This is a genomic window from Streptomyces coffeae (genome assembly GCF_016741875.1).
GTDB classification, from domain to species: domain Bacteria; phylum Actinomycetota; class Actinomycetes; order Streptomycetales; family Streptomycetaceae; genus Streptomyces; species Streptomyces coffeae.
Genome location: NZ_JAERRF010000022.1, coordinates 1 through 22968 on the forward strand (window position 1 = coordinate 1; position 22968 = coordinate 22968).

Consider the following 22968-nt stretch of genomic DNA (forward strand, 5'->3'; position numbering starts at 1 on the left):
GGATCCGGTGCTCGCCAGCGCGCCCGACAACTCGGCCGCGACCTCCTTGAGGATCGGCACGATGACGTCGGTGGCCTCCTCGGTCACCCGGCCCGCCGGACCCGAGATCGAGATGGCCGCCGCGGTCGGGGAGTCGGGCACCGGCACCGCGAGGCAGCGCACCCCCATCTCCTGCTCGTTGTCGTCCACCGCGTAGCCCGTCTCGCGCACCCGGCGCAGCGCGTCGAGGTACTCCTCCGGCGAGGTGATCGTCCGGGGGGTCGCCGGCGGCATCCCGGTACGTGCCAGCAGGGCGCGCACCTCGTCCGGGGGAGCGGCGGCCAGCAGCGCCTTGCCGACACCGGTGGTGTGCGGCAGTACCCGCCGGCCGACCTCGGTGAACATCCGCATCGAGTGGCGGGACGGCACCTGGGCGACGTACACCACCTCGTCGCCGTCGAGGAGGGCCATATTGGCGGTCTCGCCGGTCTCCTCCACCAGCCGCGCCAGATACGGCCGCGCCCAGGTCCCCAGCAGCCGGGCGGAGCTCTCCCCGAGCCGGATCAGCCGCGGCCCGAGGGCATAGCGCCGGTTGGGCTGCTGACGTACATAGCCGCAGGCCACCAGCGTGCGCATCAGCCGGTGGATGGTGGGCAGCGGCAGCCCGCTCGCGGTGGAGAGTTCGCTCAAACCCACCTCGCCCCCGGCGTCCGCCATGCGCTCCAGCAGATCGAAGGCGCGCTCGAGGGACTGGACGCCGCCGGAGCTGGCGGCGGTCTTGGGCTCGGCGGACGGCACGTCGGCGGTTCCTTTCACAGCGGCTGGTACCGGACCGTGCGCGGCGACGATCCGCAGCCGGCCGGCCACGGGCAGCCTACCGGGCCGCAACCGTGCCCACAGCGCCTTTGGAAGGCTGTTGCCGCCGGTCACGGCCCCGGCGGCGGAGCCCCGGCCGACGGGGTCTTGACCGGGCCGGTGGCGGGGTGAAGACTTCGAGCTTCAACAGAATGTTGATTTCTGGAGTGGATTTCCGAAATCCGGGAGAACCTGGAAGCCGAGGAGGATGCGGGTGGCCGATCCGGAACCCGAGCTGGTGCTGCGCTCGACACACGTCGTCACCCCGGAGGGCCCGCGCGCGGCGTCCGTCGCCGTATCCCTGGCCACGGGGACGATCGCCGCCGTCCTGCCGTACGACGCCCCGGTCCCGCCCCGAGCCCGGATTGAGGAGCTCGGGGACGACGTCCTGCTGCCCGGTCTCGTCGACACCCACGTCCATGTCAACGACCCCGGCCGCACCGAGTGGGAGGGGTTCGGCTCCGCCACCCGCGCGGCCGCCGCGGGCGGGATCACCACCCTGGTCGACATGCCGCTCAACAGCATCCCCCCGACCACCACCGTCGAAGCCCTGGAGATCAAGCGGGCCGTCGCCCGCCGGGCGGCCCATGTCGACGTCGGCTTCTGGGGCGGGGCCGTGCCGGGCAACGCGGCGGATCTGAAACCGCTGCACGACGCGGGCGTCCTGGGCTTCAAATGCTTTCTGCTGCCCTCCGGCGTGGACGAGTTCCCGCAGCTGACCCCGGCCGGACTGCACAGCGCCCTCCGCGAGATCGCGGGCTTCGGCGGACTGCTCATCGTGCACGCCGAGGACCCGCACCTCATCGAGGGCGCCCCGGCACCGAGCGGCCCGGCCTACGCCGACTTCCTCGCCTCGCGCCCGCGTGACGCCGAGAACCGGGCGATCGAGCGGCTGGTGGAGCTGGCACGGGAGCTGGACGCCCGCGTCCACATCCTCCATCTCTCCTCCGCCGAGGCCCTGCCGCTCATCGCCGCCGCGCGGAGCGACGGCGTCCGCGTGACCGTCGAGACCTGTCCGCACTTCCTGACCCTCACCGCCGAGGAAGTCCCGGACGGCGCCACCGAGTTCAAATGCTGTCCGCCCATCCGCGAGGCCGCCAACCAGGACGCGCTGTGGCAGGGGCTGGCCGACGGCACCATCGACTGCGTCGTCTCCGACCACTCGCCGTGCACCGCCGACCTCAAGACCGGCGACTTCGGCGGCGCCTGGGGCGGCATCTCCTCGCTCCAGCTCGGCCTGTCCGCGGTCTGGACCGAGGCCCGGCGCCGCGGCCACACCCTCCATGACGTGGTGCGCTGGATGTCCGCCGGGCCCGCCGCCCTCGTCGGCCTCGACCGCCTCAAGGGCGCCGTCGCCGCGGGCCACGACGCCGACTTCGCGGTGCTCGCGCCCGACGAGACCTTCACCGTCGACCCCACCGCGCTCCACCACCGCAACCAGGTCACCGCCTACGCGGGCAGAACCCTCCACGGCGTCGTACGGTCCACCTGGCTGCGCGGACGGAAGATCGCCGACCACGGCATCCCCACCGAACCCACCGGCCGACTCCTGGAAAGGCAGCTCCGCGCATGACCGCGCCCCTACCCCGCTTCACCGGTGACGCCGAACCGTACGGCGGCGGCGACCCCTCCGCCGACTACCGCTCCGCCGACTTCGCCTTCGCCCACCTCACCGACCTGGCCGACCGGCGGCTGGGCGGCAGCGTCATCGCGGCCAACGACGAGTTCTTCGCCGAGCGCGAGAATCTGCTCAAGCCCCATGCGCCGCGCTTCGACCCCGAGTCCTACGGCCACAAGGGCAAGGTCATGGACGGCTGGGAGACCCGGCGGCGGCGCGGCGCCTCGGCCGACACCCCGCACCCCGCCGCCACCGACCACGACTGGGCCCTGATCCGCCTGGGCGCGCCCGGGGTCGTCCACGGCATCGTCGTCGACACCGCCCACTTCCGCGGCAACTACCCGCAGGCGGTGGGTGTGGAGGCGGCCTGTGTCCCCGGCGCGCCGTCCCCGGAGGAACTGCTCGCCGACGATGTGGCGTGGACCGAACTCGTCCCGCGCACCCCGGTGGGCGGCCACGCGGCCAACGGCTTCGAGGTCTCCGTACCGCGCCGCTTCACCCACCTGCGGCTCGCGCAGTACCCCGACGGCGGGATCGCCCGGCTCCGGGTCCACGGCGAGGTGGCCCCCGACCCGGAGTGGCTCACCGCGCTCTCCACCTTCGACCTGGCCGCCCTGGAGAACGGCGGAGTGGCCGAGGACGCCTCCGACCGCTTCTTCTCCCCGCCTGCCAACTCCATCCGGCCGGGCCGCTCCCAGCGGATGGACGAGGGCTGGGAGACCCGCCGCCGCCGCGACACCGGCCACGACTGGGTCCGTTACCGGCTCGCCGGCAACTCCCGGATCCGGGCCGTGGAGATCGACACCGGCTGCTACAAGGGCAACGCGGCGGGCTGGGCCACGCTGTACGGCCTCGACGCGACGACCGGCGCCGACCCTTCCGACCACTCGGCCCCCGGCTGGACCGAACTCCTGCCCCGCACCCGGCTCCAGCCCGACACCGTCCACCGGCTGCCACTGGACGACGCCTCGCCGGTGACCCATGTGCGGCTCGACATCCACCCCGACGGCGGGGTCGCCCGGCTGCGGCTTCACGGGACCCTTACGGAGGAGGGAGCGAAGCGACTGGCCGAGCGCCATACGGAGCTGGGCGGCTGACGACAGGTAGCGGACGCGGACGATCCCCAACTACGGGGATCTCCCGGCCACTTGTGGACGGTGGCACGCTACCGGATCGGATGAGGGGCACGCCCGCGCCGGGGCACCCACGCCGGGGGAGGACCGTGTCTCCCCCGGCCGACCGGTCACCCCGGCGGCTTCGGCACTCCGATCGGATTGGGGAAGCGCAGCACCGTCGAGCAGGCGGTGGCCAGCGGCGTCAGCAGGGCCGTCAGGGCCGAGGTCTCCTCGACGTCCAGCGGCCGCCAGGGGCGTTCGGCCGCGCGGTCGGTGGCGGACTCCACCGCGCGCAGCAGCTCGCGCCCGTTCTCGGTCGCGGCACCGTCCGGTTTCAGCAGTCCGCGGTCGGTCAGCCGGGTCCCGGCCGCCTCCCACTCCTGGTCGGTCCAGCCGCGGTAGGGCTGGAGTTCGGCGCGGGGCAGATCGTCGCCCGCGCGGAGGACCAGCGCTTCGCAGCCGTCCAGGCCCGCGGCGACCAGGGCCGCCACATGGCCGTCGCCGCGGTGCTCGCGCAGCAGGGTGGCGGCGTGCCACAGCCGCTCCACGGGCTTGTCGGGGAAGTCCAGTGCGGTGTTGGCCGCGGTCAGGACGCGGCCCGCGCTGTCGAGACCGGCGGAGCGGGGCACCAGGGTCTCGGCGGCGCGTTCCACCGCGGCCTCCTGCCCGGCGAGCAGCCGCCGCAGGGCCGCCACGGCCCCCGTACGGCGGATCTCCAGCACCCGCTCGGGCGGGGCCACCGCCCAGACGTCCGGCAGGGCACGCGCCACCATCGCGGGGGCGAAGTTGAAGAACGCCGCGACAACGGGCTCCGGGCCGACCGGGCCCAGGGGCGCGGCGCGCCCCGCGAAGTAGCCGCGCCAGAAGCCGCGCAGCCCCGCGTCCTGGTAGGCGGTCAGGGCCTCCGGCGCGAAATAGGTGACCGCGTGGATCGGTTCGAACAGGGCCCACAGGGCGCGGGCCCGCGCCGGTGCGGTGGCGACCATCGTCCTTGCTCCTCTCCCGGCCGGGGCGGGTCACCAGCCGTGTTCCCGGCGTACGTGCTCCCAGCCCAGCCTGACCAGTGAGGCGATCGTCGCACCGAACGCGACGCGGACGCCCTTCTTCGCGTAGGTCCGGCTCGCCGTCCAGTGCCTGCGCCGGTTCTCGCGGGTCTTCTTCACTGCGCTGCCTCCTCAAGGCGGTTCCACCCAGGAGACGCAGCCAGGGCCGGAATTCTGTCATGGTGCCGCACATATCGAAAGGCCCGGTCTCGGATATCCCCCTTGGATCCAAGACCGGGCCCCACTCGTTCAACGCTTACGCTTATCCCGTTCGTAAGCGTTCTCCCGCGCGCATCCGCGACCCCGTGTTCGCGGCCTTCGCACGGGCCATCACTGCTCGTGTCATCCCCTCCCCCATGGGGGGATGGCCGAGCAGTTGTCCAGGAAAACGCTGGGCCGTTCTCCTGGGTGGTGCTGTTCGATCGCGATATCCTCGACGACCGCGAGCGCTACCGCGTCGCCGGCCTGCGCCGCGTGGCGCCACCACGCACAGGCCGCTTCCTCGCCGTCCAGAAGCTCCACGATTTCCGCAATGCGTCGGAGTCTGCTTCCGTCCTTTCCGCCGTCGCTGTCACGGCTGATTTCCCGGAGCTCGTCCAGGAGACCCTCCCGGGACTCCTGGACGGCGCCGTCCTCGGATACGGCCTGCCCGGGGCCGACCGCAAAGCGGTCGGCCCCGATGGCAGAGGCCGGTGGGGAGGCAGCCCCCAGCTCCGGGAAGACCCGGGTGAGGAATGCCTCCGTGTCGGGCCGAACCGAATCCGGGGAAGGGTGCTGGGATGCCAGGGCGAGACGTTCAACCACGTCCATCTCGCCCTCCTTTCTCTCCCCATGCCCGTTCGGCTTGTGCGAGGGCATTGAGCGCCCCCTTGTCGTATCGGCGGGCGGTCGATTCCGAGATGCCCATGATGGCGGCTATCTCGGCGAACGACTTTCCCTGTCGGTACCGGAGTTCAATCACGGAACGCCAGGTGGGTTCGAGCTGTTCCAGCATCGGCGGTAAGCTCAGCTTCCACTCGATGTCGGAGTACAGGTCCTGGGTTTCCGGTACCGGCTCACCGGAGCTGTATTTCTTGAGACGCTCACGTTCCGCGGCTTCGCTTCGCTCCGTGGAGCGCCAGGCATTGATGACGCAACGCTGTGCGTATCCAGGTGTGTTCTTGACCTTTTCGCGGAATTCCGCGTTGTCCCACTTCTTCCAGAAGCTCTCCAGTACGGTCTGTACGGTGTCGTCCGCGGCCTGGTGATCGCGAGCGTGCCTGCGCGCGGTCAGACGGAGTGGACCGGTGCCGGCGTACAGCCAGGTCCGGAAGTCCTCCCGGGCGTCGAACTCCTCGCTCATGCGGTCCTCCCGGTGACAGACGGCACGCCGGCTGCGCGCGTCGTCGTCGGGGCGGCTGACGGATGGCCCGGCAGCGGGAGACCGACGCCGTGGCGCGGCGTCGGGTGCATGCCGGGGGTGAACTCGCGGGCGGTGGTGCGGACGTCGGGCAGGACCTGGGTGGCCCTGTGCTCCGGCCCGGGGCGCGTCGCGAGGTCGCGCGGGAAGGCGTCGTCGACTGCGGGCATCGACGGCTCCCCCTCTCGGTGTATCGATCGCCTCGGACCCCGGTCCCAGTGGGGCCGAGTCCGATGGCCGCCGGAGAAGTGCGGCGACCATCCTGTAGACGCCGCCGAGCGGCCGGATCCGTCACCGGGCGCCGAAAATCCCGAAAAACCTTCCCCGAAGGGCTACTTGGCGCCCGCCAGATAGAAGAGCAGGAAGAGGAAGGCGGCGATGAAGTGCACGCCGACGAGGTAGATGAAGACCCGGACGGTGAACGTCATCGGCGCCCGATCCTCCTCGTTGGCGCCCTTGGCCGGGTGTGCGCCCATGGCCCCGGACGTGTTCTGGGCGGTTGTCTCGTTCATGGCGTACCGGGCCTTCCTCCGCGGGCGGCGTCGCCGAGGCACACCTCGGCCGCGCCGCTCTGGAGCAGTGTGTGGACGAAGAGCAGATCCGTGCCGCCGGGCGAGGCGGCGGCGATGCGGTGCGGGGTGAGGGAGTCGAAATGGGCGGAGTCGCCCTCGGCGAGTACGTGGACCGCCTCACCGAGCGCCAGCCGCAGCCGTCCCCGGGTGATGTACAGCCACTCCTCGCCGGGGTGGACCCGCACCAGGGTGTCCTGGGCGCCGGACCGCTCCGGGACGTGCACCCGCAGCGCCTGCATGGCCCGGCCCGAGCCCCCGGCCCGCCAGTACGTCCAGCCGCCCGCCTCCTGGGGCTCCATCCGGTCCGCCCGGACGATCGGGTCCCGCTCCGGCGGGGCCTCGCCGAGCAGGTCGGATACCGTGGTGCCGTAGGTACGGGCCAAGGCCAGCAGCATGGGCAGCGACGGCTGGCGCCGGCCCGTCTCCAGCCGGGACAGATGGGCGGGGGAGAGGCCGACCCGCCGGGCGGCGGCCTCCAGCGTCAGACCGCTGCGCCGTCGCAGCTCACGCAGGCGCGGAGCGACGACGGGCAGTTCGGCCGGCGGTCCGTCGCCGGGTCCGTCGAGGGGCCGGTCATGGGGCCCGCCGGGGAACGGAGTCATATCTCCGGTATAGCCAGTGCTTCGCCCGAGGGGCAAAAGTTTTGCCCGAGAGGCAAAAGTTACCTTTTCCCCACCGGTCCGGTATTTCGCGGAGGTCTTGTGAACTCCTCGGTAACACAGGGCAGTTGGCATTGACATGCCATCCTCTACGCGCGTCATGCTAGTCCCATGAAAATCCCCCCACGGATTGCCCGCATCGGTGCCCTGGGCGCCCTCGCCTCGACGCTGCTGATCGGTGGAACGGCCGTCACGGCCACCGCCGCCCCGGCGCCCCACAGCGTCGTCTCGGTCCAGGCCACCGCTGATGTCGGCAAGATCTGCTACTCGAACCTCCCCGATCAGGCCCATGACACCCTCGACCTGATCGAGAAGGGCGGCCCCTACCCGTACCCGCAGGACGGCACCGTCTTCGACAACCGCGAGGGCATCCTCCCGGACCAGTCCTCCGGCTACTACCACGAGTTCACGGTCAAGACCCCTGGCTCACCGGACCGCGGTGCCCGCCGCGTCGTCACCGGCGAGAAGGAGAACGAGGACTACTACACGGCCGACCACTACGAGTCCTTCGACCTGGTGGACCGCGGCTGCTGAACCGGCCCACCGGACCGAGAACCGCCACCCCCCACGATCGCGGCCGCTGCCCTGGGAACAGGGCAGCGGCCGCGAGGCGTGTCCCCGGCGACGACGGCCGCCGCGCGCCCCGGTGGCAGCGCCGGGCGGCGCCGCGGACGGCATACGATCCGGCGGCCCTCCCCGAACCCCGCGCGGCCTCTTGTCAGCGCCTGCCGCTACCGTTTCGGTGGTAGCGGACGTGTGGGGAGGCACCGGTGGCGAACGGCCCGGACGTGGTCACATGCGGTGAAGCGATGCTGCTTCTGCTGGCAGAGCCCGGAGTTCCGCTGGACCGTGCCGTGCACTTCCGCCGCTCGGTGGCGGGGGCGGAGTCCAACGTGGCCGTGGGTCTGGCCCGGCTCGGCCACGGAGTGCGCTGGCTCGGCCGCGTCGGCGCCGATCCGGCGGGCGAGGCCGTGCTGCGCGAGCTGCGCGCGGACTGTGTGGACGTCGGCCATGCCATCGTGGACGATCACGCCCCCACCGGGCTGCTGATGCGCGACAGCCATCCGCACCGCGCCATCGATGTGCAGTACTACCGCATGGGTTCGGCCGCCTCCCGGCTCACCCCCGAGCAGATACGCCCCGAATCCGTCGAGGGCGCCCGGCTGTTGCACCTCTCCGGGATCACCCCCATGCTCTCGCCGACCGCCGCGGCGGCCAGCCGGCGGCTGGTGGAGCTGGCCCGCGCGGCCGGGGCCCAGGTGTCCTTCGATCCGAACGTCCGGCACAAGCTGGGCGGAGCCGCCCAATGGGCCCAGACGGCGGGCACGCTGATGCGCGAGGCGGACATCGTCCTCGCGGGGGAGGACGAGTTGGAGCTGCTGACCGCCCAGCCCGCCGACGAGGCCGCGGAGGAGCTGCTGCGCGGCGCCGCCCAGGAGGTCGTGATCAAGCACCCCGACCACTCCGCCACCGTGCGGACCGCGGACGGCAGTTGGCACCAGACGCCCCATGCGGTGCCGGTCGTCGATCCGATAGGCGCCGGTGACGCCTTCGCGGCGGGCTATCTCTCGGCCCGGCTGCGGAGCTTGCGCGAGCACCGCGCGCTCGCCGAGGCCGCCTGTGTGGCCGCGCTCGCCGTGCAGGCCGCCACCGACACCGACGGACTGCCCACCGCCGCCGCCCGGGACCGTGCGCTCGCCCAAGTCGCCGACGGTGGGGACCGGGTCCACCGCTGACCCGGCCGCCGGGTCCGTAGGCTCGTCCCAGCACACCCGTACCGCACCCGTACCGAACCCGCCGTACCCCGACGGAAAGCCCGCTCCTCCGCTCACCCCGCCACCCGAGCCCATCGCAGCACCGCACATCGTCAACCGCACACCGCACGTGCCGCATATCCCCCGGGCAATCCGGCGCGGCACCACCCAGTCAGCACCTCGGAGAGGAAAGGCGGCGACTGCCGTGTACCGCTGGGAGACCACCCGGGCCGCGCTCGCGCAGCGCGTCCTGGCGATCGTACGGAGCGACAGCTACGACCGTGCCACGGCCACCGCGGACAGCCTGCTCTCCGCCGGTATAGCCGGCCTGGAGATCTCACTGACCACCCCCTTCGCGCTGGAGGCGGTCACCACGCTGATCCGGGAGGTCGGCAATGACGCGGTGATCGGCGCGGGCACGGTGCTCGACGCCACCTCCGCCCGGATGGCCGCCGACGCGGGCGCCCGCTTCCTGGTGTCCCCGAGCCTGGACGCCGAGGTCATCCGCACCGGCCACCGCTACGGGCTGCCCGTCTTCCCCGGTGTGGCCACCCCCACCGAGGCGGTGCGCGCCCTGGAGCTGGGCGCGGACGCCCTCAAGTTGTTCCCCGCTTCGGCCTATGGCCCCGGCTGGGTCAGAGACGTACGGGCCGCGCTGCCCCAGGCGGCCGTGATCCCCACGGGCGGGGTGAGTGTGGCCGAGGCCCCGGAGTGGATCGCCGCGGGCGCGGTGGCCTGCGGGATGGGCGCGTCGCTGGCCGAGGGCGACCGGGACACCGTGGCCAAGCGGGTCGCCGAGCTGCTGGCCCGGCTCGCCGATGTGGGCCCGCCGCTCGACCCCGACCCCGAGCCGTACTGACGGCGCTCGTCCGGGTGTTGGCGCCAGGGCTCCCGGCGTCCCGGCTGATGGTCAACGGGTTCACCTGAACGGCCACCGCGGGCTCGGCCCTGGCCGCCGGGTCCGCGGCACCGCCCGCCGACGGCCGTACCCACCACGGAACGCCTCTCTTTCCGGGCAGGGCGCCCGGTCGGGCAGGGTGCCCGGTCCTTCAGGGCCGGGGTGAATGCCTGCTCCTGCGTAGCGGGGCAGGGAAAGACGAATCGCCGTCAGGGTGATTCGTCGTCTCCACCCACGGTGGTGAGAGCGACTTCAAGCAGGTGCAGGATCTCTGAGTTGAGGGATCGCCGGTCGGTCTCTGCCTGAGCGGTCAGCCGTTCGTGCATGTCGTCGGGGATGCGCAAGGTGAACTTGATCACGCCGTCATTGTGCCACTACAGTGACGGCATGTCACGTTTCCGGATGTACCCGACGCCTGCGCAGGCGGAGCAGATGCTCTTGCACTGCGCGCACGCCCGGTGTCTGGAACCTTGCTGTGGAGCAGCACTCGCACTGGCGCAGCGGCAAGAAGCCGGCCCCCGGCTTCGCCGAGCAGTGCCGTCAGCTCACCGGGGCCCGGCGCGATAACGAATGGCTTGGCGCTGGGAATGCGGATGTGCAGCAGCAGGCGCTGAAGGACTTCGCCAAGGCCAAGAACGCCCGCTTCACGTCCGGGTTCGGTGAGCCGACCTGGCGAAAGAAGTACCAGCACGAAGGCTTCCGCGTCATCGGGACGGACCGTGTGCCCGAGTTCGAGCCGGATGGGTTACCGAAGCTGAACCCGAAGACCGGCAAGCAGGTCATGGGCCGGTTGGTGGTGGTGCAGAAGCTCAACCGGCGTTGGGCGCAGGTCAAGGTCCCCGGTTGCGGGTGGGTCCGCTTCCGTCTCACCCGCTCCGAGCTGCCCAGCTCGAAGACGTTCCGCATCTCGTTCAGGAACAACCAGTGGCACCTAGCGTTCGCTGTGATACCCGAGCCGATCGAGAGGCCCGGAACGGGCGAGGTCGTCGGCATCGACCGGGGCGTGACCATCACCGCAGCCCTGTCCGACGGGCGGAAGCTGAACTGCCCGCAGCTCACTGTCGGGGAACGCGCCCGGATCCGGAAGCATCAGCGGCGGGCTGCTCGTGCCCCGAAGGGCAGTGCGCACAAGACGGTCGAGTACGCGAAGGTCGCGAAGCTCAAGGCACGTGAGGCGAACCGGCGCAAGGACTGGTGCGAGAAGACCAGCACCATGCTTGCTCAGTCCTGCGACCTGATCCGGTTCGAGAAGCTGAACATCACGAACATGACCCGCTCGGCGAAGGGAACCGCCGGGCAGTCCGGCAAGAACGTCCGCCAGAAGGCAGGACTTAACCGGGGAATCCTCGCCCAGGGCTGGGGCCTGCTACGTCAGCGTACCGAGCACAAGGCCCCCGGCCGTGTGGAGGATGTTCCCGCCCCGTACACTTCCCTGCGGTGCAGTGCCTGCGGATGGATCGAGAAGAAGTCGCGCAAGAGCCAAGCCGACTTCGAGTGCGTATCCTGCGGCTTCACCTGCAACGCGGACGAGAACTCAGCAATCAACGTCGCGGCAGGACGGGGCGGGATTCCCCGCCCCCGGCGATCAGCCGGTGCCGGAAGGGTGACAACGGCCACCGGCCGTTCGAGCGCCCGTGAACCTCAACCCACCTGGGTTGGAATCCCCCTCTTTTAAGAGGGGGAGGATGTCAAGATCCACCCCGAACTGTGCGCGGTCCACCCGGACAAGCCGTTCTCGTTCGCCGAGAAGGCGTACGCCCTGCCGCGCGGGGACACGCAGTTCAAGGACTACGTCGATCAGTGGGTCCATGTGGCCACGCATGACGGCACGTACCGCACGTACGAGGATGAGTGGTTGAAGTTCTGACCAAGCTTGCGTGCGAGACTCCCCACGCTGCCTCGACTGACCTATATTGACCCGGGTTTACATCACTCATGTGTCATAGGGACTGATCGATGACAGCGCACCTCGAACGCTCCGGGAGCGCCGCGACCACGTCCGGCACCACCGCCCCGCCGTCCGGCTGCCCCGCCCACTCCGGCGCCCGGCCGCTCAGCGGGCCGGGGTTCCAGACCGACCCGGCGCGGATGTACGCCGATATGCGGCGCGAACACGGGGCGGTGGCCCCGGTGCTGCTCGAGGGCGGCATACCCGCCTGGCTGGTGATGGGTTATCGCGAGCTGCGCCAACTGACCAGCGACCCAGCGCTGTTCACCCGCGATTCCAGCGGCTGGAACGCCTGGGACGACATACCCGACGACTGGCCCCTGCTGCCCATGATCGGCCGCGGTGACACGGCCATGGTCTACACCGAGGGCGAGGTGCACCGTAAGCGTTCGCTGACCATCAACAACGCGCTGGAGGCCGTCGACCCCTACGAGCTGCGCGACCAGGCCGAGAAGTACGCGGACCTGCTGGTGGACGCGTTCTGCGGGCGCGGTGAGAGCGATCTGGTCGCGGAGTACGCGGTGCTGCTCCCGGCGCTGGTCATCGCCCGCGTCTTCGGCTTCCCCGACACCATGGGACCGCGGCTGCTGCGCTCGCTCAACGAGGTGGTGGACGGCAGCAGGAAGGCCCTGAAGGGGCAGAAGGCACTGCGTGCCGGAATGATGGAACTGCTGGCCGCCAAGCGCCAGGTCCCGGGGCCGGATGTGGCCTCCCGGATGATCGTCTCCACGGACTCCTCCCGCGACGAGGAGATCATCCAGGATCTGATGGTGATGTTCGGGGCGGGCCATCAGTCGACGGCCGACTGGATCGGCAACACCCTGCGGCTGATGCTCACCGACGAGCGGTTCGCCCTCTCGCTCTCCGGCGGCCGCCACAGCGTGGGCCGGGCGATGAACGAGGTGCTGTGGGTGGACACCCCCACCCAGAACATCGCGGGCCGCTGGGCCACCCGGGACACCGTCCTGGGCGACCAGCGGATCAACGCCGGTGATCTGCTGCTGCTCGGCTTCGCCGCCGCCAACGCCGATCCGGACGTGCGCCCGGACCGGCGCGCCTCCACCGAGGGCAACAGCGCTTTTCTCTCCTTCGGCCATGGCTCGCACCGCTGCCCCTACCCGGCCCAGGAGATCGCCGAGGTCATCGCCCGGACCGGGGTCGAGGTGCTGCTGGACCGGCTGCCGGATCTGCGGCTCGCGGTGTCGCCGAAGGCGCTCGTCTGGCGGCCGTCCCCCTGGATGCGCGGACTGTCCGCCCTGCCGGTGGAGTTCAGCCCGGCCCCGGGCGGCGTCCGCTGAAACGGTCCGGCTGCCGCCAGGAGGCGACAGCCGGACCATGGAGCCGCCCGGTGGCTACCGGCCGAGCTCCGCGCCGTACTCGACCGCGCCGCTCAGCCCCAGCTTCGCCGGGGTCGTCGAAGTGACCGGGGGCTGCTCGCCCTCCTCGCGCGAGGCGTCGAACCACACACCGCCGCTGCGGGCGTTCTCGCCCGGCGCGCCGGCCGCGATATCGGGGTAGCCGTCGCCGTTGTAGTCACCGGTGGCGACGTCCCCGCCGAAGAGGTCGCCCGCCTCCGCCGTCCCCTCCACGTCCGCGGAGTTCTGGGTGAACGCGGGGCCCAGCAGCGTGCCGTCCTGACCGGCGGCGAGCCACAGATACGAACCCGCGTCCTGCGCCGTGCCGACGGCCTCGTGGCTGACGCCGACGATCAGCTCGTCGATGCTGTCCCGGTCGAGGTTGGCCACGGCCAGCGAGCCGCCGAAGTTGTCCTCCGGCTCGGCGGTGCCGGACACGTACGGCGAGGACTGCGTGGTGCAGCTGACCTTGCCGCCCAGAGCCGTGCCCTGCTTGCCGTAGACGGTGGCGATGGCGCCGCCGAGGCGATCCTGGCAGTAGGTGCCGTCGGCCTCCGGGTTGGCCTGGACCTCACCGATGGCCAGGTCCGCGGTGCCGTCGCCGTCGAAGTCGCCGGTGGCGATGTCGCTGCCGTAGTCACCGGTGTTCCAGCCCGGCTGCCACCGGCCCGAGGCGCCCCGGCTCAGCACATGGGTGCCGGACGCCTCCATGCCCTTGTAGGTGACCGCGAGGTCGTCGGTGCCGTCGCCGTCGAAGTCGCCGGTCGTCATGGCGCGGGCGCCCCCGGCGGCGTAGGTCCAGATGAGGGACAGGTCCTCGGGCGAGCCCGCGGTGAGGGGGCCGCGCCGCAGCAGTGCCGCACCGCCTTGCCCATTGCCCGCGGTGGCCAGCGCGAGGTCCTTGGCGCCGTCGTGGTCGAAGTCGCCGATGGCGATCTCCTGGCCGAGCCTGCCGTCCCAGCTTCCCTTGGCGGCGGTCACTCCGCCGGAGAAGCCGGCGGCCGACCCCCGGACGACGGTGGCGGTGCCCTCGTGGTCGGTGCCGGTGTCCTTGAGCCGCTCGCCGGGTGCGGTGACGGCCAGGTCGGCGTAGCCGTCGCCGTTGAGGTCGGCGGAGGCGACCGCCGTGCCGAACTGGTCGCCCGCCTCGGCGGTGCCCGGCACCCCGGCGCTGGACTGGCTGATCCGGACGGATCCGGTGTGGCCCAGGCCCTGCGGCCCGCCCCACACCACGTTGACGTAGCCCGCCGTGGTGCTGCCGTCGACGGTCGCCTTGGGCATGCCGACGGCCAGATCGGCGTACCCGTCCCCGTTGAAGTCACCCTTCAGGCCCGACGGTGCCGCGGACGCGGGAACCGCGGTCAGGCCCGATACGCCGAGGACCGCGGTCGAGCAGAGGATCGCGGCCAGCAGGGGCTTGGTGCGCAATGTGTCTCCTGCGATGGGAGGAAATGGTGGCGGGGGCCATCGGGAGTGTCGCGATGCCCCGCTCTATGACTGGCGAGTCGAACAGATGGTTGCCCCCGTGTGGACCATGGATGAAGGGCGTGCCGCCGGTCACCGAGACGGCGCTGCCGATCTCTCTGTGTAGCCGCCGGGCCGTTTGTCCGGACAACAGAACTTCACGACTTCCCGTCATGTGCTCATCCGGCTACGCTCGCCCCGTGGCAATGCAGGGAGAAGACTCTTCTGGCGCGGCGGAGCTCCAGTTCAGCGTGGACCGCAGCAGTCCGGTCCCGCTGTACTTCCAGCTGTCCCAGCAGTTGGAGGCGGCGATCGAGCAGGGGCGGCTGGCGCCCGGGAGCCTGCTCGGCAATGAGATCGATCTGGCCGGGCGGCTCGGGCTGTCCCGCCCCACCGTCCGCCAGGCCATCCAGTCGCTGGTCGACAAGGGACTGTTGGTGCGGCGCCGGGGGGTGGGCACCCAGGTGGTGCACAGCCAGGTCAAGCGCCCGCTGGAGCTGAGCAGCCTCTACGACGACCTCGAGGCCGCGGGCCAGCGCCCCGCCACCCGGGTGCTGCGGAACACCACCGAGCCCGCCACCGCCGAGGTCGCGGCCGCCCTCGGGATCGCGGAGGGCACCGAGGTGGTGCTGATCGAGCGACTGCGGCTGGCCCACGGCGAGCCCATGGCCCACCTGTGCAACCGCCTCCCCGCCGGGTTGCTCACCCTGGACAGCGCGGAGTTGGAGAACACCGGTCTGTACCGGCTGATGCGTGCCGCCGGGATCACCCTGCACAGCGCCCGTCAGGCGGTCGGCGCCCGCGCGGCCACGGCCGAGGAGGGGGAGCAGCTCGGTGAGCCGGAGGGCGCGCCGCTGCTGACGATGGAGCGTACGACCTTCGACGACACCGGCCGGGCCGTGGAGTTCGGCTCGCACACCTACCGCGCCTCGCGCTACGCCTTCGAGTTCCAGCTGCTGGTCCGTCCCTGACCGGTGTCCCTGAGGGGCCCTTGACGGCCTGATGGCCCGGCCTGTCCTCAACTGGCCCCGGAGCACGCCGTCTTGACCTGATGTCCGCGCCCGCCGCTACGGGGTCTATGCGCAGTGCACCGGGCGCGCCGAGAAACGGCTGAAGAAAGCGCAGCGGTCCACCCACCCCGTGCGAGCAGGCGGGCATCCCCGGCCTCCAGGCCGGGGAGGATGTCAAGAGTCCTCCAGTCGCAAAAACGGGGCTGAGCCCCCCGGAGCCCCGGTGGGCGCGGGTGACGGATACTTGGCGGCGGCCGGAGCCCGGATCGCTGGTGCCCGGCCGCGATCATGACCACGGACAGACCGGGATATCCGGAACAAAGCCGGATCAGACGGCGAGAGGGGCGACGCTACGTGGCGAGGGCGGCGAAGGTTCGGACAGGGGTGCGCGCGATGACCGCCGCCCTGGTGGCGACGGCACTGGGCGCGAGCCTGGCCGGGTGCAGCAGTACCGGCGGCAAGCGCGCCGAGGAGCGGGCCGCCCAGGCGGCGGCCCAGGGCCGGGCGGCGGTCAACACCCCGAAGTGGACCTTCGCCATGGTCACCCACTCCGGCGACGGCGACACCTTCTGGGACATCGTGCAGAGCGGCGCCAAACAGGCCGCCGTCAAGGACAACATCAAGTTCCTCTACGCCCACAACGAGGAGGGCAAGGAACAGGCCCAGCTGGTCCAGTCCTATATCGACCAGAAGGTCGACGGGCTGATCGTCACCCTCGCCAAGCCCGACGCCATGAGGTCCGTGGTCAAGCGGGCCCAGAAGGCCGGGATACCGGTGATCACTGTCAACTCCGGCTCCGGTGAGTCCAAGAAGTTCGGCGCCCTCACCCATGTCGGCCAGGACGAGACCATCGCGGGCGAGGCCGTCGGCGAGGAGCTCAACAAGCGCGGCCGCAAGAAGGCCCTGTGCGTACTGCACGAACAGGGCAACGTCGGCCATGAGCAGCGCTGTGACGGCGCGGCCGACACGTTCGAGGGAAAGATGGAGAAGATCTACGTCGAGGGCACCAACATGCCCGATGTGGAGTCCTCCATCGAGGCCAAGCTCCAGTCCGACAAGGACATCGACAGCGTGGTCACCCTCGGCGCGCCCTTCGCGGACACCGCCGCCAAGGCCGCCGACCGCGCGGGCAGTGACGCGGAGATCGACACCTTCGACCTCAACGCGAAGGTGGCCGCCGCGCTCCAGGACGGCACGCTCGGCTTCGCCGTCGACCAGCAGCCCTATCTCCAGGGTTACGAGGCGGTGGACCTGCTCTGGCTCCACCGGTACAACGCCGATGTTCTCGGTGGCGGCAAGCCGGTCCTCACCGGTCCGCAGATCGTCACCAAGGGCGACGCCGCCGAGCTCGCGGCGTACACCAAGCGGGGGACCCGATGAGTACGGACGCACCGCCCCTGACCACACCCGGCAGGCCCGGGGGACCGCGGCGCCCGGACGACGGGCGGACCGTCCGCGCCTCGCTGCCGCGCCGTCTGGCCAGCCGTCCGGAGCTGGGCGCGGTGGTGGGCGCCGTCGCCGTCTTCGTCTTCTTCTCCGTCGTCGCCGACGCGTTCCTCCAGTGGTCCAGCTTCAGCACCGTGCTGTACGCCTCGTCGACCATCGGGATCATGGCGGTACCGGTGGCGCTGCTGATGATCGGCGGGGAGTTCGATCTGTCGACCGGGGTCCTGGTGACCTCCTCGGCGCTGATCTCCTCGATGTTCTCGTACCAGATGACGGCGAACGTCTGGGTGGGGGTCGGGGTGTCCCTGCTGGCCACCCTCGCCATCGGCTTCTTCAACGGCTATCTGCTGGTGCGCACCAATCTGCCGAGCTTCATCATCACCCTGGCCACCTTCCTGATCCTCCAGGGCTGCAACCTCGGCTTCACCAAGCTGATCAGCGACACCGTCTCCACCAAGACCATCGCCGACATGGAGGGCTTCCCCTCCGCCCACAAGGTCTTCGCCTCGCAGCTGACCATCGGGGACGTCGAGGTCCAGATCACCGTCCTGTGGTGGTTCGCCCTGATCGCGCTGGCCACCTGGATCCTGCTGCGCACCCGCGCCGGGAACTGGATCTTCGCGGTGGGCGGTGCCAAGGAGGCGGCCCGCGCGGTCGGTGTACCGGTGAACCGCACCAAGATCGGGCTCTATATGGGTGTGGCGTTCGCCGCCTGGATCTCCGGTCAGCACCTGCTGTTCAACTACGACGTCGTCCAGTCCGGCGAGGGCGTCGGCAATGAGCTGCTGTACATCATCGCGGCCGTCATCGGCGGCTGTTTGCTGACCGGCGGCTACGGCTCGGCGGTGGGCGCCGCCGTCGGCGCGTTCATCTTCGGCATGACCAACAAGGGCATCGTCTACGCGCAGTGGGGCGCGGACTGGTTCAAGTTCTTCCTCGGGGCGATGCTGCTGCTCGCCACCCTGCTCAACTGGTGGGTCCGCAAGCGGGCGGAGGCGAGCAAGTGACCACATCACCGCTGATCGAACTGAACGGCGTCAGCAAGTCCTACGGCAACGTCAAGGCGCTGGAGGGCGTCTCGCTCGAGGTGCGCGCCGGGGAGATCACCTGTGTCCTCGGCGACAACGGCGCGGGCAAGTCCACCCTCATCAAGATCATCGCCGGACTGCACCAGCACGACGGCGGCAGCTTCGCCATCGAGGGCGAGGAGACCCGGCTCGGCTCCCCGCGGGAGGCCCTGGACCGCGGGATCGCCACGGTCTACCAGGACCTCGCCGTCGTCCCGCTGATGCCGGTGTGGCGCAACTTCTTCCTCGGCTCCGAGCTGCGCAAGGGCTACGGGCCCGTCCGGCGGCTCGACGTGGACAGGATGCGTGCCACCACCCGTAGCGAGCTGCTGCGCATGGGCATCGACCTGCGCGATGTCGACCAGCCCATCGGCACCCTCTCCGGCGGTGAGCGCCAGTGCGTGGCCATCGCCCGCGCCGTCCACTTCGGCGCCAGGGTGCTGGTGCTGGACGAGCCGACGGCGGCGCTGGGCGTCAAGCAGTCCGGGGTGGTGCTCAAGTACGTCGCCGCCGCCCGGGACGCGGGTCTGGGCGTGGTGTTGATCACCCACAATCCGCACCACGCCTATCTGGTCGGCGACCGCTTCGTCCTCCTCAAGCGCGGTGCGATGGCGGGCAGCCACACCAAGGACAACATCGCCCTGGACGAGCTCACCCGCCAGATGGCGGGCGGCAGCGAGCTGGAACAGCTCAGCCATGAGCTGGCGCGGCTGGAATCCGGCCCGGCCGGGAGCTGATCGACGGATGTCCCGGGGCGCGCGGCCCCGGGACTCCGCCATGCGGTGCGAGCCTTGGGTGAGGCACAATCGCACGGCGGGCCCCACCCGCCACGGACCACGCACCCGAGGCCCCGGCCTCCCGAGACCCCCGCAGGGACGACGAACTCTTGCGAGCACGCACCCGCAGCGACCGCACCCCCCGCACCGGTGAAGGGGGCGGCCGATGAGCATCTACCGCGAAAGAGTGCACCGGGGCTCGGCGCGTGCCACCGTGCTGCGGACCGTCGGCACCCGTGAGCGCCGCTCGCACCTGTCCGCCCCCCGGGTGCCCACCGTCGGCATCGACATCGGCGGCACCAAGGTGATGGCCGGGGTCGTGGACGCCGACGGCGTCATCCTGGAGAAGCTGCGTACCGAGACGCCCGACAAGTCCAAGAGCCCGAAGGTCGTCGAGGACACCATCACCGAGCTGGTCCTGGACCTCTCCGACCGGCACGATGTGCACGCGGTGGGCATCGGCGCCGCGGGCTGGGTGGACGCCGACCGCAACCGCGTCCTGTTCGCCCCCCATCTGTCCTGGCGCAATGAACCGCTGCGCGACCGGCTCGCCGAGCGGCTCGCGGTCCCGGTCATGGTCGACAACGACGCCAACGCGGCCGCGTGGGCCGAGTGGCGGTTCGGCGCCGGACGCGGTGAGGACCATCTCGTCATGATCACCCTCGGCACCGGTATCGGCGGCGCCATCCTGGAGGACGGCCAGGTCAAGCGGGGCAAGTACGGGGTCGCGGGCGAGTTCGGCCATATGCAGGTCGTCCCCGCCGGACACCGCTGCCCGTGCGGCAACCGCGGCTGCTGGGAGCAGTACAGCTCCGGGAACGCGCTGGTGCGCGAGGCCCGTGAGCTGGCCGCCGCCGAGTCCCCGGTGGCCTACGGCATCAACGACCGCGTCGGCGGCAACATCCAGGAGATCACCGGACCGCTCATCACCGAGCTCGCCCGCGACGGCGACGCGATGTGCATCGAACTGCTCCAGGACATCGGCCAGTGGCTCGGCGTGGGCATCGCCAATCTGGCCGCCGCGCTCGACCCCTCCTGCTTTGTCATCGGCGGCGGCGTCAGCGCCGCGGACGACCTGCTGATCGGGCCCGCCCGGGACGCCTTCCGGCGCACCCTCACCGGCCGCGGTTACCGGCCGGAGGCCCGTATCGTCAAGGCTCAGCTGGGGCCCGAGGCCGGGATGGTGGGCGCCGCCGACCTCGCCCGGCTGGTCGCCCGCCGCTTCCGCCGCGCCAACCGCCGCCGGGTCGAGCGCTATGAACGCGCCGGTTCCTCCCCGCTGCGGATTGCGCCCCGAGGACAGGCGGGCCGCGGATGACCACCGCCGACCAGCGCCCCGCGCAGAGCAGCCCCGGCGCGATGCCGCCGGGCCACGGCAGCGGCGTCCCCGAGCGCCCCGGCACCCCCGGCGGCGACGACGGCCGTCCGCGCCGCCGCTGGCTCAAGGCCCTGATCATCTTCCTGCTGATCGCGATCCCGGCGGGCTATGGAGTGATCTCCGCCATCCAGAGCCGCGAGGGCGGTGAGAACAAGGAGGAGAGCGCTCAGGCCACCGGGCTCACCGATGACTGGCCCACCCGGGTGCAGCGGCGCATATACGACGTACCGATCCCGCCCTACTCCGCGGACGTCGCCTTCTACGAGACCAATTCCTGGGACGAGAGCAAGCTCTACGTGCAGTTCATCACCTCGCGCGAGGGCCTGAAGCGCTTTCTGACCCGGGCGGGCACCCAGCCGTCCGCTCTGGAGGAGGGCGAGGTGACCATCAGCGCCAAGGAGGCCAAAACCGTTGGCTGGCAGCTGAGTTCGGGCGAGCACTGGTCAGGAACGGTGTTCAAGCAGAAGGACCCCCAGCCCAGGCTGGAGATCACCGTCAACCGTGACAATCCCCGTCACCCGAAGGTCTACGTCGTCTCCACCGTGACGCCGTAAGGGGCGGCCATCTCGTTCGGATACCGTTTCCGGGTGAGTGAGATCAAGACACTTCAGTACCGGATCGACGGCCCCGAGGACGGGCCCGTGCTCGTCCTCGGACCGTCGCTGGGCACCACCTGGCACATGTGGGACCGCCAGATAGCCGAGCTGTCCCGCCACTGGCGGGTCCTCCGCTTCGACCTGCCCGGCCACGGCGGAGCACCGGCCCACCCCGCCTCTTCCGTACCCGAGCTCGCCGACCGGCTGCTGGCCACCCTGGACGAGCTGAACATCGACCGGTTCGGCTACGCGGGCTGCTCGCTGGGCGGGGCCATCGGCGCCGAACTGGCCCTGCGACATCCGCTCAGATTGGGCTCACTCGCCCTCGTCTCCGCCTCCCCGCGCTTCGGCACCGCCGACTCCTTCCGCCAGCGCGGTGTGGTGGTCCGCACCAACGGCCTGGACCCGATGGCCCGCGCCACCCCGGAGCGCTGGTTCACCCCCGCGTTCGCCGGTGCCCAGCCCGCCATCGTCGACTGGGCCGTCCAGATGGTCCGCACCACCGACCCCGGCTGCTACATCGCCTGCTGCGAGGCGCTCGCCGCCTTCGACATCCGCGCCGAGCTCGGCCGGATCAGCGCCCCCACCCTGGTCCTGGTCGGCGCCGACGACGAGGTGACCCCGCCCGCCGACGCCCGCGTACTGGTCGCCGGAATCCCCGACGCCCGGCTCGCGATGGTCCCCGGCACGTCCCATCTCGCCCCGGTCGAGCAGCCGGCGGCCGTCACCGATCTGCTGGTCCGCCACTTCTCCGGCACCTGGCAGAGCCCGGACCACCCCACCGGGATGACCGCGATCTCGGCGCCGCCGGTCAAGCCCGTGCTCGCCCCCGGGCCCACCGCCACCCCCACCCCCACCCCCACCGCCGCTCCGACGCCCGGCCCGGCCGCCGAGATCGGCTGGGCCGCCGCGCCAGAACCGGTGCCGGACGCCCGCACCGATGCCTACGACCGCGGCATGAAGGTGCGCCGCGAGGTGCTGGGCGATGCGCACGTGGACCGCGCGGAGTCGCGGACCGACGAGTTCACCGGCGACTTCCAGGACTTCATCACCCGCTATGCCTGGGGCGAGGTGTGGACCCGGCCCGGCATCGACCGGCGCACCCGCTCCGTGATCACCCTCACCGCCCTGGTCGCCCGCGGCCACCTGGATGAGCTGGCCTTCCACACCCGCGCCGCGCTGCGCAACGGACTCACCCCCACCGAGATCAAGGAAGTCCTGCTCCAGACCGCTGTCTACTGCGGAGTGCCCGCCGCGAACGCCGCCTTCGCCGTGGCCCAGCGCGTCATCCGCGAGGAGACCAGCCCGGAGGAGTAACCCGTTTACGGGGGCGGGCCGGTAGCAGAATGATCCCCATGAAGCTCACCAAGAAGGGCCACGCCTGCGTCCGGCTGGAGAAGGACGGGCAGACGCTCGTCATCGACCCCGGAGCCTTCAGCGAACATGACGCGGCGGCCGAAGCGGACGCGATCCTGGTCACCCACGAGCACGCCGACCACTTCAACGAGGCACGGCTGCGGGTGGCGCTCGAGGCCAACCCCGAGGCCCAGGTATGGACCCTGACCAGTGTGGCCGGGCAGATCTCGGCGGCGTTCCCCGGCCGGGTGCACACGGTTGGCGAGGGTGACACCTTCACCGCGGCGGGCTTCGAGATCGAGGTCCACGGTCAGCTGCACGCCGTCATCCACCCCGACATCCCCCGGATCACCAACGTCGGCTATGTGGTGGACAACACCGTCTTCCACCCCGGCGACGCGCTCACCGTGCCCCCCGGCCGCCGGCTGGACACCCTGCTGCTGCCGGTGCACGCCCCCTGGAACAAGCTCAGCGAGGTGCTCGACTACATCCGGGCCGTGGCCCCGCGCCGTGCCGTCGACATCCACGACGCCCTGCTGTCCGACCTGGCGCCGCAGATCTACGGCCGGATGCTGGGCCCGGAGGGTCCGGGCATCGGCAGCACCGAGCATCTGCGGCTGACACCGGGGGAGACCCTGAGCCTGTGAGCGCTGTCGGACCCGCCGTGTAGGTTGACCTCC

General features: G+C 71.2%; 25 protein-coding genes and 1 pseudogene. 16 read left to right on the forward strand and 10 right to left on the reverse strand.

What is annotated here, in order from left to right:
- A partial coding sequence (locus JK363_RS29550) for an IclR family transcriptional regulator (protein ID WP_201879543.1) occupies positions 1-777 on the reverse strand: 777 nt, incomplete at its 3' end.
- A gap of 271 nt (positions 778-1048) precedes the next feature.
- Here JK363_RS29550 and allB point away from each other — a divergent pair.
- A complete protein-coding gene (gene allB, locus JK363_RS29555; protein ID WP_372444873.1) occupies positions 1049-2407 on the forward strand; it encodes an allantoinase AllB in 1359 nt (452 codons plus the stop codon).
- Positions 2404-3549 (forward strand): allantoicase, encoded by a 1146-nt coding sequence (alc, locus tag JK363_RS29560; protein WP_201879547.1) that lies wholly within the window; start codon positions 2404-2406, stop codon positions 3547-3549. Before allB ends, alc begins: the two co-directional genes overlap by 4 nt.
- A gap of 146 nt (positions 3550-3695) precedes the next feature.
- Here alc and JK363_RS29565 read toward each other — a convergent pair whose 3' ends face one another.
- From JK363_RS29565 to JK363_RS29595, 7 genes are all read right to left on the reverse strand, one after another.
- Entirely contained in the window at positions 3696-4553 is an 858-nt protein-coding gene (locus tag JK363_RS29565) for an SCO6745 family protein (RefSeq protein ID WP_201879549.1), read from the reverse strand.
- Positions 4554-4583: 30 nt separating this feature from the next.
- Positions 4584-4730: a hypothetical protein gene (locus JK363_RS29570; RefSeq protein ID WP_201879551.1), complete on the reverse strand. Its 147-nt coding sequence runs from the start codon at positions 4728-4730 to the stop codon at positions 4584-4586.
- A gap of 222 nt (positions 4731-4952) precedes the next feature.
- Positions 4953-5420 carry a hypothetical protein gene (locus JK363_RS29575; protein ID WP_201879553.1) on the reverse strand — a complete coding sequence of 156 codons (468 nt, stop codon included), beginning with the start codon at positions 5418-5420 and terminating at the stop codon, positions 4953-4955.
- A complete protein-coding gene (locus tag JK363_RS29580; protein WP_201879555.1) occupies positions 5407-5952 on the reverse strand; it encodes an RNA polymerase sigma factor in 546 nt (181 codons plus the stop codon). The genes JK363_RS29575 and JK363_RS29580 overlap by 14 nt, the downstream gene beginning before the upstream one ends.
- The gene (locus JK363_RS29585) at positions 5949-6179 is read right to left on the reverse strand and encodes a hypothetical protein (protein WP_201879557.1); all 231 of its coding nucleotides are present in this window, start codon (positions 6177-6179) and stop codon (positions 5949-5951) included. Before JK363_RS29585 ends, JK363_RS29580 begins: the two co-directional genes overlap by 4 nt.
- 162 nt (positions 6180-6341) lie before the next feature.
- Positions 6342-6521 (reverse strand): DUF6126 family protein, encoded by a 180-nt coding sequence (locus JK363_RS29590; protein ID WP_201879559.1) that lies wholly within the window; start codon positions 6519-6521, stop codon positions 6342-6344.
- Complete coding sequence (locus tag JK363_RS29595) at positions 6518-7183, reverse strand: helix-turn-helix domain-containing protein (RefSeq protein ID WP_201879561.1); 666 nt, start codon at positions 7181-7183, stop codon at positions 6518-6520. The genes JK363_RS29590 and JK363_RS29595 overlap by 4 nt, the downstream gene beginning before the upstream one ends.
- 168 nt (positions 7184-7351) lie before the next feature.
- Between JK363_RS29595 and JK363_RS29600 the strand changes: the two genes are divergently transcribed.
- From JK363_RS29600 to JK363_RS29610, 3 genes are all read left to right on the forward strand, one after another.
- On the forward strand, positions 7352-7774 hold the full coding sequence (locus JK363_RS29600) for a guanyl-specific ribonuclease (protein ID WP_201879563.1): 423 nt from the start codon (positions 7352-7354) through the stop codon (positions 7772-7774).
- Between the two features lie 236 nt (positions 7775-8010).
- Positions 8011-8976, forward strand: coding sequence for a sugar kinase (locus JK363_RS29605; protein ID WP_201879565.1), 966 nt, complete (start codon positions 8011-8013; stop codon positions 8974-8976).
- Between the two features lie 223 nt (positions 8977-9199).
- Entirely contained in the window at positions 9200-9853 is a 654-nt protein-coding gene (locus JK363_RS29610; protein WP_201879567.1) for a bifunctional 4-hydroxy-2-oxoglutarate aldolase/2-dehydro-3-deoxy-phosphogluconate aldolase, read from the forward strand.
- 248 nt (positions 9854-10101) lie between these two features.
- Here JK363_RS29610 and JK363_RS29615 read toward each other — a convergent pair whose 3' ends face one another.
- Entirely contained in the window at positions 10102-10251 is a 150-nt protein-coding gene (locus JK363_RS29615; protein WP_307821907.1) for an Arc family DNA-binding protein, read from the reverse strand.
- Positions 10252-10367: 116 nt separating this feature from the next.
- On the opposite strand from JK363_RS29615, the gene JK363_RS29620 reads away from it, so the two are divergent.
- From JK363_RS29620 to JK363_RS29625, 3 genes and pseudogenes are all read left to right on the forward strand, one after another.
- Complete coding sequence (locus JK363_RS29620; protein WP_307821908.1) at positions 10368-11567, forward strand: RNA-guided endonuclease InsQ/TnpB family protein; 1200 nt, start codon at positions 10368-10370, stop codon at positions 11565-11567.
- Positions 11568-11582: 15 nt separating this feature from the next.
- A pseudogene (locus JK363_RS42910) lies at positions 11583-11759 on the forward strand (transporter substrate-binding domain-containing protein); the annotation flags it as partial.
- Between the two features lie 89 nt (positions 11760-11848).
- Positions 11849-13138 carry a cytochrome P450 gene (locus JK363_RS29625; protein ID WP_201879569.1) on the forward strand — a complete coding sequence of 430 codons (1290 nt, stop codon included), beginning with the start codon at positions 11849-11851 and terminating at the stop codon, positions 13136-13138.
- 54 nt (positions 13139-13192) lie between these two features.
- Here JK363_RS29625 and JK363_RS29630 read toward each other — a convergent pair whose 3' ends face one another.
- Positions 13193-14623, reverse strand: a complete 1431-nt coding sequence (locus JK363_RS29630) for an FG-GAP and VCBS repeat-containing protein (protein ID WP_201879571.1) — start codon at positions 14621-14623, stop codon at positions 13193-13195.
- Between the two features lie 242 nt (positions 14624-14865).
- Here JK363_RS29630 and JK363_RS29635 point away from each other — a divergent pair, with 242 nt between their 5' ends.
- The 8 genes from JK363_RS29635 (at position 14866) to JK363_RS29670 (ending at position 22935) form a co-directional block, all read left to right on the forward strand.
- Positions 14866-15630 carry a GntR family transcriptional regulator gene (locus tag JK363_RS29635; RefSeq protein WP_201879796.1) on the forward strand — a complete coding sequence of 255 codons (765 nt, stop codon included), beginning with the start codon at positions 14866-14868 and terminating at the stop codon, positions 15628-15630.
- Between the two features lie 432 nt (positions 15631-16062).
- A complete protein-coding gene (locus JK363_RS29640; protein WP_201879573.1) occupies positions 16063-17049 on the forward strand; it encodes a sugar ABC transporter substrate-binding protein in 987 nt (328 codons plus the stop codon).
- Positions 17046-18122 (forward strand): ABC transporter permease, encoded by a 1077-nt coding sequence (locus JK363_RS29645; RefSeq protein ID WP_236076207.1) that lies wholly within the window; start codon positions 17046-17048, stop codon positions 18120-18122. Before JK363_RS29640 ends, JK363_RS29645 begins: the two co-directional genes overlap by 4 nt.
- Positions 18089-18919, forward strand: coding sequence for an ATP-binding cassette domain-containing protein (locus JK363_RS29650; RefSeq protein WP_201879575.1), 831 nt, complete (start codon positions 18089-18091; stop codon positions 18917-18919). The genes JK363_RS29645 and JK363_RS29650 overlap by 34 nt, the downstream gene beginning before the upstream one ends.
- A 205-nt stretch (positions 18920-19124) precedes the next feature.
- The gene (locus JK363_RS29655) at positions 19125-20276 is read left to right on the forward strand and encodes an ROK family glucokinase (protein WP_201879577.1); all 1152 of its coding nucleotides are present in this window, start codon (positions 19125-19127) and stop codon (positions 20274-20276) included.
- Positions 20273-20890 (forward strand): hypothetical protein, encoded by a 618-nt coding sequence (locus tag JK363_RS29660; RefSeq protein ID WP_236076208.1) that lies wholly within the window; start codon positions 20273-20275, stop codon positions 20888-20890. Before JK363_RS29655 ends, JK363_RS29660 begins: the two co-directional genes overlap by 4 nt.
- 33 nt (positions 20891-20923) lie before the next feature.
- Positions 20924-22249 (forward strand): bifunctional 3-oxoadipate enol-lactonase/4-carboxymuconolactone decarboxylase PcaDC, encoded by a 1326-nt coding sequence (pcaDC, locus tag JK363_RS29665; protein ID WP_201879579.1) that lies wholly within the window; start codon positions 20924-20926, stop codon positions 22247-22249.
- Positions 22250-22287: 38 nt separating this feature from the next.
- Positions 22288-22935, forward strand: coding sequence for an MBL fold metallo-hydrolase (locus tag JK363_RS29670; RefSeq protein WP_201879581.1), 648 nt, complete (start codon positions 22288-22290; stop codon positions 22933-22935).
- Positions 22936-22968 lie beyond the last annotated feature (33 nt).